This is a genomic window from Pseudomonas sp. PVC-5-1 (assembly GCF_057444345.1).
This window is the reverse complement of the sequence record NZ_CM172024.1, coordinates 3,939,763-3,953,558: the sequence shown is the minus strand read 5'-3', so window position 1 is coordinate 3,953,558 and position 13,796 is coordinate 3,939,763. Positions and strand designations below refer to the sequence as shown.

The 13,796-nt window shown below is 61.3% G+C and carries 12 protein-coding genes and 1 pseudogene; 7 read left to right on the top strand and 6 right to left on the bottom strand.

Annotation, left to right across the window (positions count from 1 at the left end):
* Positions 1 to 460 precede the first annotated feature (460 nt).
* From AC2T3R_RS18135 to AC2T3R_RS18115, 5 genes are read left to right on the top strand one after another with little or no spacing between them, the layout of a single operon-like run.
* On the top strand, positions 461 to 3,292 hold the full coding sequence (locus AC2T3R_RS18135) for a xanthine dehydrogenase family protein molybdopterin-binding subunit (protein WP_486744065.1): 2,832 nt from the start codon (positions 461 to 463) through the stop codon (positions 3,290 to 3,292).
* On the top strand, positions 3,285 to 3,821 hold the full coding sequence (locus AC2T3R_RS18130) for a (2Fe-2S)-binding protein (protein WP_013973477.1): 537 nt from the start codon (positions 3,285 to 3,287) through the stop codon (positions 3,819 to 3,821). Before AC2T3R_RS18135 ends, AC2T3R_RS18130 begins: the two co-directional genes overlap by 8 nt.
* A gap of 2 nt (positions 3,822 to 3,823) precedes the next feature.
* Complete coding sequence (locus AC2T3R_RS18125) at positions 3,824 to 5,035, top strand: cytochrome c (RefSeq protein WP_486744064.1); 1,212 nt, start codon at positions 3,824 to 3,826, stop codon at positions 5,033 to 5,035.
* A 3-nt stretch (positions 5,036 to 5,038) separates the two neighbouring features.
* Positions 5,039 to 6,010, top strand: coding sequence for an XdhC family protein (locus AC2T3R_RS18120; protein WP_486744063.1), 972 nt, complete (start codon positions 5,039 to 5,041; stop codon positions 6,008 to 6,010).
* Positions 6,007 to 6,573 (top strand): nucleotidyltransferase family protein, encoded by a 567-nt coding sequence (locus tag AC2T3R_RS18115; protein ID WP_486744062.1) that lies wholly within the window; start codon positions 6,007 to 6,009, stop codon positions 6,571 to 6,573. The genes AC2T3R_RS18120 and AC2T3R_RS18115 overlap by 4 nt, the downstream gene beginning before the upstream one ends.
* Before the next feature lie 16 nt (positions 6,574 to 6,589).
* Here AC2T3R_RS18115 and AC2T3R_RS18110 read toward each other — a convergent pair whose 3' ends face one another.
* From AC2T3R_RS18110 to AC2T3R_RS18085, 6 genes and pseudogenes are all read right to left on the bottom strand, one after another.
* The gene (locus AC2T3R_RS18110; RefSeq protein ID WP_486744061.1) at positions 6,590 to 7,216 is read right to left on the bottom strand and encodes a GAD-like domain-containing protein; all 627 of its coding nucleotides are present in this window, start codon (positions 7,214 to 7,216) and stop codon (positions 6,590 to 6,592) included.
* Positions 7,217 to 7,240: 24 nt separating this feature from the next.
* Positions 7,241 to 7,858, bottom strand: a complete 618-nt coding sequence (locus tag AC2T3R_RS18105; protein WP_486744060.1) for a GAD-like domain-containing protein — start codon at positions 7,856 to 7,858, stop codon at positions 7,241 to 7,243.
* A 197-nt stretch (positions 7,859 to 8,055) separates the two neighbouring features.
* Positions 8,056 to 8,673, bottom strand: coding sequence for a GAD-like domain-containing protein (locus tag AC2T3R_RS18100; protein WP_410953248.1), 618 nt, complete (start codon positions 8,671 to 8,673; stop codon positions 8,056 to 8,058).
* A gap of 12 nt (positions 8,674 to 8,685) precedes the next feature.
* Positions 8,686 to 10,032, bottom strand: coding sequence for a DUF6861 domain-containing protein (locus AC2T3R_RS18095; RefSeq protein WP_486744059.1), 1,347 nt, complete (start codon positions 10,030 to 10,032; stop codon positions 8,686 to 8,688).
* A 349-nt stretch (positions 10,033 to 10,381) separates the two neighbouring features.
* Positions 10,382 to 11,005, bottom strand: coding sequence for a GAD-like domain-containing protein (locus AC2T3R_RS18090; RefSeq protein WP_367245277.1), 624 nt, complete (start codon positions 11,003 to 11,005; stop codon positions 10,382 to 10,384).
* A gap of 15 nt (positions 11,006 to 11,020) precedes the next feature.
* Positions 11,021 to 11,284 (bottom strand): annotated as a pseudogene (locus tag AC2T3R_RS18085) (polymorphic toxin type 15 domain-containing protein); the annotation flags it as partial.
* Positions 11,285 to 11,619: 335 nt separating this feature from the next.
* On the opposite strand from AC2T3R_RS18085, the gene AC2T3R_RS18080 reads away from it, so the two are divergent.
* Positions 11,620 to 12,303, top strand: a complete 684-nt coding sequence (locus tag AC2T3R_RS18080) for a response regulator (RefSeq protein ID WP_013973469.1) — start codon at positions 11,620 to 11,622, stop codon at positions 12,301 to 12,303.
* Positions 12,300 to 13,622 carry an ATP-binding protein gene (locus AC2T3R_RS18075; protein ID WP_085691602.1) on the top strand — a complete coding sequence of 441 codons (1,323 nt, stop codon included), beginning with the start codon at positions 12,300 to 12,302 and terminating at the stop codon, positions 13,620 to 13,622. The genes AC2T3R_RS18080 and AC2T3R_RS18075 overlap by 4 nt, the downstream gene beginning before the upstream one ends.
* Positions 13,623 to 13,796: the final 174 nt, after the last annotated feature.

The window sequence follows — 13,796 nt, the reverse complement described above, 5'->3', positions numbered from 1 at the left end:
AGGTGTTTGCCGTGGGATTGTCTGCGCCTGGGAGATCGAGCGCCGCCCGCGCGGCGCTTCGCAGCACAAGGCTGCTCCTACATCTGTTTCGGGCCAATTATTCCTATGAGGTCTGTGCGCGAACGCTTTGGCGCATGTCTCGATATCGCGTTGTACGAACAAGGCGGTCGCGTGCACTGGCACAGGCGTTACTGGCCCGAAACAGATGTAGGAGCAGCCTTGTGCTGCGAAGCGCCGCGCGGGCGGCGCTCGGTCTCCCAAGCGCCGAAAATCCTAAGACGAACGCCTACCAGCCCCAGAGCAAATTCCGCCCCAGATCCCAGGCATGTCGCGACATATTGTCGACTTGACTTTGCCTGCGCCAACACAATTGCTGTAAAGTTGACGCATGGGTCAGCTTTTCAGGCTAGTACCAGAATCAAAAAAAAGGGCAGTACCCCTGCTGCCCAGAGGATCAAGCATGTCCAACCGTGATATTTCCCGGCGCGCCTTCCTGCAAGGCGGCCTGATCGCTGGTGTCGGCGTGACCATGGCGCCGCTCGGCAGCCAGGCATTCGCCGCGCTGATGGAGGAACGCGTCACCACCTCGCCGCAGAAGTGGATGAACCATGATGGCAAGGCACGTTTCCGTAACGATGCCTTGTCCAAGGTGTGCGGCGACAAGGTGTTCGCTCGCGACATCCGCGCCAAGGACATGCCCGGCTGGCCCGCACAACAGGGCCATGCGCTGCTGCTCAAGGCGACCAAGGCCGATCGTATCTATGCCGGCCATGACCTCAGCCTGCTTGGCGCCGACCTGCAGCCGGACCGCATCGTCACCGCTGCCGACCTGGAAAAGGACGGCATCGCCTGGCCCGAGGCCCACTCGCCCGACCCGCTGCTGCCGCCCGGCAAGGTGCCTATGTTCATCGGCCACCCGGTGGCGATTCTGATCTGGCACGACTTCGAGCGCTTCCGTCAGGCCAAGCGCAAGCTGCAGTTCAATGACCAGGCGATCCGCTATGGCGCCCAGGCGCCGCTGTACCAGCGCGACCCCTACGGCAGCTTCCGCTTCGTGCGCGTGGGCGGTGCCACACCGTTCGGCGACGATGAATTCTCCAGCCTGAAGAATTCCATGCTTTTCCCTACCATCCTCAACCGCAAGCCGGTGTGGTCGAAGCAGCCCAACCAGCATGGCGACCTGACCGAGCAGGGCCTGTTCCATGCCAAGCGCATGGCCGAGCAGCTGGACAACCCGCCCGAGGACTGGCTGGTGTTCGACGAGCGCTACAAGACGCCGTCCATCGAGCCGGCCGCCCTGGAGCCGGACAACGGCAACGGCTGGTACGACCCGGCCAGCGGCACGCTGCACTTTGTGGTGGCGACCCAGTGCCCGTTCGAAGTGGCGCAGGAATGCGTGCACATGATCAAGCCGTCGCGCTTCGCCCTGAACACGCTGAACATGCACCCGGGCTATACCGTGGGCTACGGCTCGAAAGACAACAACATCTTCGTCTTCTACGCCGCCGTGGCCGCGCTGTATGGCGCCGGTGTGCCGATCCGCCTGGCCAACGACCGCTACGAGCAGTTTCAGAGCGGTATCAAGCGCCATGCCTTCGATATCCGCTACCAGTTGGCGGTGGACAAGAAGGACAACAGTTTCAAGATCTTCCGCGCCGACATGACTTGCGACGGCGGCGGGCGTATCAACTACAGCCCCTCGGTGGCGGCGGTCGGCGCCACGGCGGCGCAGTCGATCTACTACATGCCGCAGAATGATCTGTCGGTCACTGCCTATCATTCCCGTGGCGTCGAGGCCGGGTCCATGCGTGGCTACGGCACGCTGCAGACCATGGCCGCCACCGAAATGATGGTGGATGAGATCGCCGGGCGCCTGGGCGTCGATGCCATCGACCTGCGCCGCGCCAACGCGCTGAAGTCGGGCATGAAGAACACCCAGGGCGCGGTCCCGGCCGGCGCTCTGCGCCTGTACGAGATTCTCGACAAGGCCGCCGTGCACGACTGGTGGCGCAACCGCGACACGCGCAAGCAGCAGATGGATGCCAAGGACCCGGACCACTGGTATGGCGTGGGCTTTGCCATCTGCCAGAAAGACTTCGGCACCGGCTCCGAAGCCCCCATGGCCAGCATCGAGTTCAGCCGCGACGGGCGCATCAGCCTGCGCCACATCGGCACCGAGCTGGGTACCGGCATGTCCACCTCCCAGGCTCTGGTTGTCAGCGATTTCCTTGGCCGCTCGGCCGACGAGGTGAAGACCGCGGTCACCGAATGGCCGGAGCTGCAGCTGACCACCAGCGGCAACCCGTACCTGATCAGCCAGCCCGAGCAGGACGCCGCGCTGCGCAACCCGCGTTGGGTCGGCAAGCTCGCTTCGCCGTCGTCGGCAACCAACTCGGCCTTCTACTTCAGCCATGCCACCCGCGAAGCGGCACGCGTGCTGTTCAACCACGGTCTGTGGCCGGCGGCCATGGCCATCTGGCGCCAGGGCCCGTACGGCGGCCAGGCCAACCCGCTGGTGGTGCGCCGCGAGAATGCGGTATGGGTCAACGGTGAGCTGACCGGCAACGGCCTGTCACCGATCCCGTTCGCCCAGCTGGCCCAAAAGGCCCATGACATGGGCCTGGTCACCGGCGTCAGCGTGCACGGCTTCAACCGCTGGAGCTGGGCCGAGGCCGACTTCGTCATCGATGGCGTGCGCGAACGCTTCCCGCTCGATGCGGTGGCAGTCAAATACGGCGATGGCGCGGTGAGCGCCAAGAAGGCGCAGATGAGCAGCCACGGCTACCACCTGCTCGACCGGCAGAACGCCGCCTACCCCGACACTCAGCTGAACAACGCCATGGTCACCTACTACAGCCCGGTGGCGACCATTGTCGAAGTCAAGGTGAACAAGGGCACTCACGAAGTGCAGGTACTCAACCATCACAGCTGGGTCGAGTGCGGCCGGGTGCTGGTGCCGGAATTGGTCAAGGGCCAGCTCGAGGGCGGTATCGCCATGGGCATCGGCCATGCCTTGACCGAAGAAATGCCGTTGTACGAGGGCGGGCCCGGGGAGGGCGACTGGAACTTCAACCGCTACCGCCTGCCGCATGCGCGCGACGTGGCGGTCTGGCAGCAGACCAGTGAAATCCTACCGCCGCTGTCACCGACCGACCCGTCCAAGGGCATTGCCGAGGTGGTGATGATCCCGGTCGTGGGGGCCATCGGCAATGCTGTCGCGCATGCCATCGGCAAGCGCGTTCGCGATCTCCCCATCACCCCAGCCCGTATCAAGGAGGCCCTCAATGGCTAACCGTCCACTGCAACTGACCCTCAATGGTCAACCGGTCGGCCCGGTCGAGGTCCCCGACGACCTGGCGATGATCGACTACCTGCACGAACACCAGAACCTCACCGGCTCGCGCCTGGGCTGCGGCCAGGGCATCTGCCACGCCTGCGTGGTGATCGTCGACAACCCCGACGGCACCAGCGAGGAGGTGCGTACTTGCATTACCGGCGCGCATTACTTCGAGGGCAAGAAGGTCCGCACCATCGAGGGCCATGCCAAACAGGACGAGGCCGGCAACCTCACGCTGAACCCGATCCAGCAGAAGTTCGTCGACCTGTTCGCCTTCCAGTGCAGCTACTGCGCGCCGGGCTTCGTCAATGCCGCCACGGTGCTGGTGGAAACCGCCCAGCGCCAGCCGCTGAAGAAGAGCGAGGTGGAGGATCGCATCGAGGCGAGCCTGGGCCACCACATCTGCCGTTGCACCGGCTACGTGCGTTACTACGACGCCACCCGTACGGTGCTCAACGACCTCGGCCTGGTCAAGGAGGGTTGAGCATGGGTCTTGTTCGTAGCGCACTGGCGCTGGCTCTCGGCCTTGCCGTTACCTCGCTTGCCCAGGCGGCCGACCAGGCGCAGGTCAAGCGCGGTGAATACCTGGCCCGCGCGGCCGACTGCATGGCCTGCCACACCGCTGAAGGCGGTGCGCCGTACGCCGGCGGCCTGCCGATCCATTCGCCGTTCGGCACCATTTACGGCAGCAACATCACCCCGGACAAGCAGTACGGCATCGGCAACTACAGCGCTGACGAATTCTTCGCCGCGGTAACCGAGGGCAAGCGCAAGGACGGCGCCAACCTCTACCCGGCGATGCCGTACACCTCGTACCACCTGATCAAGCGCGAAGATTCGGACGCGATCCTCGCCTACCTGATGACCGTGCCGCCAATCAACCGCCCGGCACCGCAGACTGCGTTGCGCTTTCCGTTCAACGTGCGCCAGGGGCTTAGCGGCTGGAACATGCTGTACGGTAAAAGCGTGCAGTTGCAGCCGACCGAGGGCAAAAGCCCGGCCTGGCAGCGTGGGCAGTACATGGTCGAAGTCATGGGCCACTGCGGCGAGTGCCATACCCCGCGCAACCCGATCGGTGCGTTGCAGCAAGACCAGCGCCTGAGCGGCGGCCTGCTGGGTGGCTACCTGGCCCCGAGCCTGCTGGCCCAGGATCTGGCCGAGCGCGGCTGGACCCAGCCGGACCTGACCACCTTCCTCAAGCACGGCATCAGTGCTCAGGGCAGCATGTTCAACGAAATGTTCCCGGTGGTGCACCACAGCACCCAGCACCTGGAGGATGCCGACCTGGCGGCCATGGCCACCTACCTGCTGGGCGACCAGCCACCGCCGGCCAAGGCCATTCAGGCGGTGGCACTGGAGCAGATGAGCGACAGCGCCAGGCGCGGCCGCCAGCAATACCTGAACGTCTGCGCCGGCTGCCATGGGGTGGACGGCGAGGGCAAGCCGCACATCGCCGTGGCCATGCGCGGAAACACGGTGCTACGCCAGGCCGACTCGCGCAACCTGGTCAAGGTGGTCCTCGAAGGCATTCGTGAACAGCAGTTCACCGGCTTCGAGCGCATGCAGCCGATGCCGGGCTTTGCCGACAAGCTCGATGACCAGCAGGTGGCGGATATGGTCAACTACCTGCGCCAGGCCTGGGGTGGATTGCCCGGTGACCTGAGCGTACAGCAGCTCGCCGAGCTGAAGGCGGAGTAAAGGGTGCAGCATCTCGATCTACAGGTGGTCCGCCAGGCGTTGCAGTGGTCGTGCGGCGGCCAGCGGGTGTGGTTGTGCACGGTACTCGCCACCTACGGCTCGGCGCCCCGTGCGCCGGGTTCGCTGCTGGCGGTGAACACCAGCGGGCAGTGGCTGGGTTCGCTGTCCGGTGGTTGCGTCGAGGACGACTTTCTCGAGCGCGTGGGCCGGGGGGAGTTTCCCGAACCGGTGGCCATCGTGCGTTATGGCGATGGCAGCGACTCGCGTTCGAGCATCCGCCTGCCGTGTGGCGGCGTGCTGGAAGTGCTGGTGGAGAACCTGCCGGCCGAATGCGAGGTACAGGCGCACCTGCGTGAGCTGGAAAGCGCATTGCAGGGCCAGCGCCGTGTGCTGCGTGAAGTGAGCCTGCCCGAGGGCATGCGCCTGCTTGCCGATGACCACCGCCAGGGGCCGCGTGTGCAGCGTGAAAGTGCCTGTGTACGCTTGCGTGTGGGGGCCGCCCAGCGTCTGCTCTTGGCCGGGTACTCCAGCGTCGCGCATTTCTGTGCCGAGTTCGGCAAGGGCATGGGCTTCGAAGTCATCCTCTGCGAGCCGCGTGACGAAGTGCTCGACGGCGTGCGGCTGGATGGCATCGAGGTGCGTCGTGAGCTGCCATCGGAGTTCATCGCCCATGGCGGTTGCCATGCCGACACCGCGGTGGTGGCGCTGACCCACGACCCGAAGATCGATGACCTGGCCATGCTCGAAGCGGTGCGCACCGAGGCGTTCTATATCGGTGTGATGGGCTCCCGGGCGACTTCCGACAAGCGCCGTGAACGCCTGCGGCGGATCGGTGGCCTGGGCGAGGTCGAACTGGGCCGCATCCACGCCCCGATCGGCCTCAACCTGGGCAGCAAGACCCCGGCCGAGATCGCTTTGGCGGTGCTGGCCGATATCCTTCGCGTGCGCAATGGTATCGAGCGGGTGGCGCTGTGAGTGTGGTTGCACTGATATTGGCTGCTGGCAGCAGCGTGCGTTTCGGGGCTGACAAGCGTCGGGCGCTGTTGGTTGATGGTCGCAGCTTGCTGGTGCACAGCGTGGAGCGGGCCTGTGCAGTGTTCGACGATGTGCGGGTGGTGTTGCGCGAGGGGGAGCGGGGCGTGGATCTGGGGCTGCCTGCGGGGTGCCGGGTCATCTCCAGCCCGGACTTCGCATTGGGCATGGGCCATAGCCTGGCGGCCGGCGCCGCCTCGCTGGCCGACAGTGAGGCGCAGGCAGTAGCGATTCTGTTGGGTGACATGCCCTGGCTGGAGCAGGCAACCCTTGCCCGGCTGGCTTCCAGGGCCAGCGCGTCGACCATCGTGTTGCCTTGCCATGAAGGGCAGCAAGGGCACCCTGTGCTGTTCGGGCGCGATTTCTGGCCGGAGCTTGCGTGCCTGACAGGCGATGAAGGGGCGCGTTCGGTGGTCAAGGCCAACCCGGCGAGTTGTGTCAGGGTAGAAGTGCCGGATACCGGTGTGCTGCTGGATGTCGACAGGCCTGATGCGGTGCACCGGTGAACGCGCTTGTCAGGGCCTATTCATCTTCTTCGTCAGCCAGCTCATAGGGTTGAAGCTCGCTCAGTTGGGCGAGCAGTACCAGATGCTCTACCGCCTTGAGCTTTTCAAGCCGCTCGACGCTGTCTGACCCTCCCAGCATCAAGGCAGGAACAAAGCCATACATTTCGTCTGCGGCCAACGTGCCGAGCCGTTCCCTGGCGGGCTCGAACAGGTCGTCGAAATAGATGCATTCGGTCATCAGCCACATGAGCAGGCCGTGGATCTTGTTGTCCCGCTCTTCGTCGCCTGAGCTGTGGGCGCCATCGAGGTAACGGGAATGGTACGCCGCAATGGTCAGCACCGAGCCGGTGTTCTCGCCCCACAGGTACAGGTCGCCAAAAGCGCTACGGGCGATGAGGTGATAAGTGTCGCGTGCTTCGAAGTGCGTGCCTGACAGCCGATACGCTACTACGTCTTCGTAATCCTGAGGGTTTACCAGCCAGAACAGCCCACCGCCGTAGCCGCACCAGCCGTGCTCTTGCCAGTATCCCAGGAGACGGTTGGGGAGTTTGCCTTGGTAATGATCGAGGGCAGAGGGCGGTACTGGTTGGTGGCCGACGGGGTCTCCGAAGGTTTCGAGGAAGATGCTGAATATGACGTCCATTTGATTAAGTCCTTTTTTAAGTGTTTAGAAGTCGGAAAAGCTATAGGGCTCGATGCTGCAAAGCTGAGAAAGCAGTACAAGATGTTCAATTGCTTTCAGCTTCTCAAGATTTTCGAAACGAATTGGGCCGCCAAACACCAATGCTGGAACAAAACCGTACATCTCATCCGGCCCTAGTATGCCGAGGTTCTTCTTGGCAGGCTCAAACATTTCATCAAAATCATTCGAATCCAAATCTCTGCAGGCGAAAAAATTTTGCACTTGCCTGTCCATGTCAATTGCTGTCAATTCATGTGTTCTCCCAACATAACGGCCAATATGCGTTGCAATTTTTAGTGAGAATCCCGTTTCTTCACCAAACAGATAAAGATCACCAAAGGCTCCGCGGGCAATGAGATGAAATCTGTCGTGCTTCTCTAGGTTTGCACTCTCAAGTATGGATGCAACCACGCCCTCATACTCTTGTGGGTTCACGGTCCAAAACATGCCGTCACCGTACCCGCACCATCCGTGCTCGATCCAATACTGTAGAAGTTTATCCGGTAGCTTTCCTCGATAATGGTCAATGGTCGATGCAGGCACCTCTTGGCTATGCATAGGTTCACCGACTTCCTCAATAAATACGGAAAATGCTTCGTCCATACGATGACCTCCAGATGTTTCAGAACTTGTGCAGTTTCACATTCAAAAGGCCGGAGCCACCATCTGTACCAGCCATCTCTTCGGCGGCCCGTCTGAACCCGTCTATGCTGCTTTTCCACTGAGGCCAATGCTCGAATTGTTCCTGGACTTTGCGGAAGTCTGCATGGATCGATGTTTGGCTGCGTGGGAGCCCATTGCTAAATGTCCGAGAGCGTATAGGGTTGTAGTTTTTCAACCTGAGATAGAAATGTCAGATGCTCTGTGGCTTTGAGTTTTTCAATGTGGTCAAGATTAGGCCTTCCTCCGAAGAGTAGTGTCGGTGTAAAACCATAGATCTCATCGTGGTTAAGATTGCCTAATTTTTTTCTTGCTGCTTCAAATAGGTCGTCGAAGTCAAGATATTCTCGGTCTAGTGACAAGAGGAAAGCCTGGAAAGCTCGATTCATTGCCTGTGGCAGTCGCTCTACCGGATCATGTGTGTATCGAGAAACATTGCTGAAGATGCAAAGGGACGGCCCTGTTCTCTTGCCCCATAGGTACAAGTCACCAAAGGCACTACGTGCAATAACATGGTATGTATCGCTTTCCTTGAGCTCCGAATTATCAAGCCAGTTGGCGAGCACGCCTTCGTACTCTTGAGGATTAACCAGCCAGAAGATTCCTTCGCCATATCCGCACCAACCATGCTCTGCCCAGAGCTCAAGTAATTGCTCAGGCAGTATGTCTCGGTACCGATCAATGCTTGTGGGTGGGACTTCCTGCCGAAACATCGGCTCTCCTATGGACTCCAAAAATATCGAATACACATCATCCATAGCATTTCTCCATTAGCACTTGTGTAGCTTTACATTCAGAAATATAGGTTTTCTGCCAAAGCTCTGAGCGTTTTCAGCGGCACGTTTAAGACTATCGACTTTTGATTTCCACTGCGGCCCAATTGTGGAGTTGACTTGCCTGTCGCCGAAATCGGTAATCACATCCTTGCCTCCTGCGATCAGATCCGGGTTGTGAAGCGCGGCCAAGGTGCTCATCGTCTCCTTGGCTTTTCTTGCCGCAAGTACTTTGGCTTCATGAGGGCTCATTGTTTCCAGTAGTTCTTCGTGTAGTCGAATTTCGAGGTCACGCTGTAGCCTTCTTCTCGCCAGTTTGGCTGCGCGCGGATCTCGCTTGATCGGGTTAGCAACGTTTTCTAAAAACTCCTCAACCGTCAGCCGGTTCAACCCATCCTGCTGCCCCTTCAACTGCCGTTCAAACTCGCCATGCTTGGCGGGTGGCAATTTGTCGGCCTTGAAGCACGCCACGGTATGCAACGGCATGCTACCGGGCTTCCCTGTCGAGGGCTCCTTGTCTTTCCCTGCCGGCCGATCAGGCTGCATCGGTTGCGGCTCACCCACCACCCCCTTGCGCCGCTCCGGCACCTGCAGGTCCGGCCGTTGCTTCAACCCTTCTTCATGCTTGAGCATCCATTGCCCCAGCCGCGCACCTTTGCGGCTGGCCGCCATTTCCTGGGCCAGCACCCGGGCATCGCCGCGGCCGCGGGTGAGGTACGACACGATCGCCCCCAGCAACAGCAGCACGACCTCCACATGACCTTGGGCAATCTGATGCGTGGCCCGGGATATCGCATAGGGGTCGTCCCGGCAGAACGGGCCCGTGCCTTCATTGCCGCAGGTGCCTTCCCAAGCGAAGCGAATGCCGTCGACGTAGTACTCGCCGATACGCGGCAAGCCCTCGATGAAGAACTCGGCGATGGAGGCCAGCCCCAGCGCGCCGAGGATCCAGCCACTGACCTTGAGGCCCATGGCCGCGCCCGCGCCGGCGAACGGAATGGTTCCGGCGCCGCCGGCGAATGCGCCAACCCCCGCGCCAAGCAGGCCACCGGTAATGGTGCTGCCGGCGACGATCATCGCCATCTGCCGTACGACCATCAGCAGTTCGTCGACGATGCTGTTGATGTCGAGGTCGGCGAAGCGCTGGCGCAGCATGTGCGCCGCCTGCCATTCGGCGTGGTAGAAGGCTGTGCGGACGGCTTCGATCCGGCGCAGGTTGAGGCCTAGCGAGGCGACTTCTTCATTGAGGCTGGTGCGGAACTGGCCACCGCTTTGGTAGCCCACCATGGCGATGACACGTGACTCGATCTCGTGCCAGGAGGGCACGAGGTAATCCAGGTACATGAGGTGTCTCCCTGACAGCGTGTGCAGGGGAAAATCTCACCATGGATTCGATTCGGAAGTTTCTGAGCCGGTTGTAGGAAAATGCGACTTCGTTTCCGGTAGGTTCGGCGAAGTTCAGGTGAACATGGCGGCGAAGAGGTGGGCCGGCGTCAATGGGGTAGGGTGATGACTGAATAGTCGCGACATGGATTCGCCTCGGTGCTTGCCGCCGAAAGCAACAAGCCACAGAGCGGCCACTAAAGCCTTGACCGTGCCCATCATGTACAGGTGCCAAGCGCCTGACGGCGCTTGGTCCGTGATAGTGCTACTGCATTGTTCATTGAGAAAAGATAAGTGAATGGCTGCAGCATCAATCTGGTTGCTTGGAGAAGGGGTAAGGTTGCAGGTCTGTCAGTTGCGCGAGAAAGACCAAGTGCTCAATGGCGCTGACCTTTTGAAGGTGCTGCAGGGAGTCAGAGCCACCCAGCAAGAGTGCGGGGAAAAAGCCGTACATCTCGTCATGTTTAAGTCTGCCAAGCTTTTCTTTGGCGGGATTGAAAAGGTCGTTGAAATCATTTGAGTCGACCTTTCTTGATAGGATAAAGCCTTGAAGTTCGGTGTTGAATTGTTCTTTTGTAAAGTCGGTCTTATGAAAGACGTATCGAGAGCTAATGCTCGTGATTTTTAATGAAAAGCCGGATTTTTCGCCCCATAGGTACAGGTCGCCGAACGCGCTCCGTGCAATCAAGTGATAGTTGTCGTGCGAGCCAAGTGTCGTGCCTGCAATCCAGTAGGAAACCACGGCGTCATATTCTTGTGGGTTGACCAGCCAGAATATACCTTCGCCATAGCCCGACCATCCATGTTCGGACCAGTATTCCAGAAGCTTGGGAGGAAGCTTGTCTCTATATCGATCGATTGTTGATGGGGGTACTTCCCGGCGGTCGATTGGTGGGCCGAAATTTTCAATGAATCTGGCAAAAATTTTATCCACTTGAATTTCCTTGTTTTAGCATTTATGTAATTTTACATTCATGCGTGTTGAGTTTCTAAGGTTCGGCGGCACTGTTTCGGCGGCCTTTTTTAAGTTCGGTATCTTTGTTTTCCATTGTGGGCCAATTATTGAGTTGACTTGGCGATCTCCAAAGTCTGATATCGCGTCTCTGCCTCCTGCTACAAGGTCTGGGTTGTGCAGTGCGGCTGTTACCAGCATGTGATTTTTGGTTTTTTCTATGGCTACTTTTTGTGCCTCGACTGGATGACACGTGACTCGATCTCGTGCCAGGAGGGCACGAGGTAATCCAGGTACATGAGGTGTCTCCCTGACAGCGTGTGCAGGGGGAAATCCCATCATGGATTCGGATCGGAAGTTTCTGAGCCAGTTGTAGGAAAATGCGACTTCGTTTCCGGCGTGTTCGGCGGAGTTAGGCTGTCGGGGTGTGCCTTGGGTGGGGCTTCAAATGTTTGTCGCTCCCGGGAGCATGTGGCAATTGCGCGGCGCTCGTTGCCGCAGGCGCCACACATCCCTAATCCCCCACAAAAGGTCCATAATCCCCCCTTAATCCGCCCAAGGTGCAATGCCAGCTACACCATTCCGGGAGCCCCACCATGCACGTTCTGCTCTGCGAGGACGACGACCTGATCGCCGCCGGCATCTGCGCCGGCCTTACCGCCCAGGGCCTGACCGTGGACCGTGTGGGCAACGCCGCCGATGCACGGGCAATGCTGCAGGCCGCGCAGTTCGACGTGATGATTCTCGACCTTGGCCTGCCCGACGAAGACGGCCTGAAGCTGTTGCGCCGCCTGCGCGAGAAAGGCGAGACGCTGCCAGTGCTGGTGCTCACTGCCCGTGATGCGGTCACCGACCGGGTCGATGGCCTGCAGGCCGGCGCCGACGATTACCTGCTCAAGCCGTTCGACCTGCGCGAGCTGGCTGCTCGCCTGCACACCCTGCTGCGGCGGGTGGCCGGGCGGGCGGTGAATGTGATCGAACACGGCCCGCTGCGCTACGACCCGAGCAGCTGCGAGGCAACCCTGGCCGGCCAGCCGGTCGACCTGTCCCGGCGTGAACAGGCATTGCTCCAGGCGCTGCTGCAGAACCCCGGGCGGGTGCTGTCCAGCGAGCAGCTCAAAGACTGCGTGTACGGCTTCAGCGACGAAGTCGAGAGCAATGCCCTGAACGTGCATATCCACCATCTGCGGCGCAAGCTGGGCAACGGCATCGTCGAGACCGTGCGCGGCCTGGGCTACCGGCTGGGCCCGGCGCAAGCGCCGGAGGAGGCGGCATCATGAGCTTGCGGGTACGCCTGAGCCTGATCCTGGGCAGCGCCTTCGTGATCATCTGGGCGCTGGCCGCCGCGTGGATGCTGCGCGACCTGCGTCAGCAGATGATGTTCTCCCTCGACCAGCGCCTGGTGGCTTCGGCGCGCATGGTCGCCGGGCTGATCGACCAGCTGCCGCAGCCCCTGACCGCCAAGGGTGGGGAGGCGCACTTTTCCGCCGACCAGTTCAGCGTGCCGGACGGCATGGCCTGCCAGGTCAGCTCGCTGCGTGGCGAGATTCTCGCCAGCAACCACAAGCACGATGGCGTCATGGACGATGAACGCAGCGGTTTCCGTGACCAGACCATCGACGACGCGCTGTGGCGCACCTTCACCTACAACCATGGCGATGTGCGTATCACCACCGCCGACCGGCACATGGAGCGCGAGGCGCTGAACCAGTCGATCCTGCTGGCAGCCTCGGCGCCGGTGCTGATGGCCCTGCTTGGCAGCCTGGGGTTGTTGTGGATCGGCCTGGGCAAGGGCCTGGAGCCGCTCAACCGCATGCGCGATGCCCTGCGCCGCCGGCGCGCGGACAGCGTCGAGCCGCTGCAGGTGGCGGGCATGCCCAGCGAACTGCAACCGTTGCTGGAAACCCAGAACCAGCTGTTCCTGCGCATTGCCCAGACCATCGAGCGTGAGCGGCGCCTGACCGACGATGCCGCGCATGAACTGCGCAGCCCGCTGACGGCGATCAAGACCCACCTGCAGGTGGCGCGGATGACCGATGGCGCCGTGCGCGAGCAGGCGCTGGAACATGCCGAGCAGGGCGCCGACCGCATGCACCGCACGCTGGAGCAGTTGTTGATGCTGGCGCGGGTGGAGGGCAGCCTGTCGTTCGAGGATGGCGTGCAGTGCAGCGCCGAGCAGGTGGCCCGGCAAGCGGTGCAGGATGCCGGCGGCGGTGACAACCGGCGCATCGTGCTGCGTTTGCCTGAAGCCGCTACGCAGATCTACCTGGGCATGCCTGCGCCGTTGGCGGTGGCGGCGCTGCGCAACCTGCTGGACAACGCCTTGCGCCATGGCGGCGACGAGGCGGTGGAGCTCGAGGTGCAGATGGCTGACGGCCAGGTGGGCTTCATGGTGCGCGACCATGGGCCGGGGATTGCCGAGGCGGACCTGGAGCACCTGACCGAGCGCTTCTGGCGTAACGGGCAGAGTGGTGGATGCGGGCTGGGGCTGGCGATCGTGCAGGCGATCGTGCAGCGTTGTGCCGGTAGCCTGAAGTTCGACAGCCGCAGTGATGGGTTGCGGGTGTTGTTGCAAGTGCCGGCGCGCTCGGCCAGCTGATCTTCACTGTCTGTGCCGGCCCTTTCGCGGGCTTGCCCGCTCCCACAGGTACTGCACAGGGTCTGAGATGCATGCGATCCCTGTGGGAGCGGGCAAGCCCGCGAAAGGGCCGGCACAGGCAGAGTAAAATACAGTAACAACCGCTAAATCCTCCCCGCACTCAAGCGTTTTCCA

Coding starts and splice junctions, on each gene's coding strand:
- AC2T3R_RS18075 (WP_085691602.1), top strand. CDS start 12,300: ATGAGCTTGCGGGTACGCCTGAGCCTGATCCTGGGCAGCGCCTTCGTG.
- AC2T3R_RS18105 (WP_486744060.1), bottom strand. CDS start 7,858: ATGGACGAAGCATTTTCCGTATTTATTGAGGAAGTCGGTGAACCTATG.
- AC2T3R_RS18135 (WP_486744065.1), top strand. CDS start 461: ATGTCCAACCGTGATATTTCCCGGCGCGCCTTCCTGCAAGGCGGCCTG.
- AC2T3R_RS18095 (WP_486744059.1), bottom strand. CDS start 10,032: ATGTACCTGGATTACCTCGTGCCCTCCTGGCACGAGATCGAGTCACGT.
- AC2T3R_RS18100 (WP_410953248.1), bottom strand. CDS start 8,673: ATGGATGATGTGTATTCGATATTTTTGGAGTCCATAGGAGAGCCGATG.
- AC2T3R_RS18080 (WP_013973469.1), top strand. CDS start 11,620: ATGCACGTTCTGCTCTGCGAGGACGACGACCTGATCGCCGCCGGCATC.
- AC2T3R_RS18130 (WP_013973477.1), top strand. CDS start 3,285: ATGGCTAACCGTCCACTGCAACTGACCCTCAATGGTCAACCGGTCGGC.
- AC2T3R_RS18125 (WP_486744064.1), top strand. CDS start 3,824: ATGGGTCTTGTTCGTAGCGCACTGGCGCTGGCTCTCGGCCTTGCCGTT.
- AC2T3R_RS18110 (WP_486744061.1), bottom strand. CDS start 7,216: ATGGACGTCATATTCAGCATCTTCCTCGAAACCTTCGGAGACCCCGTC.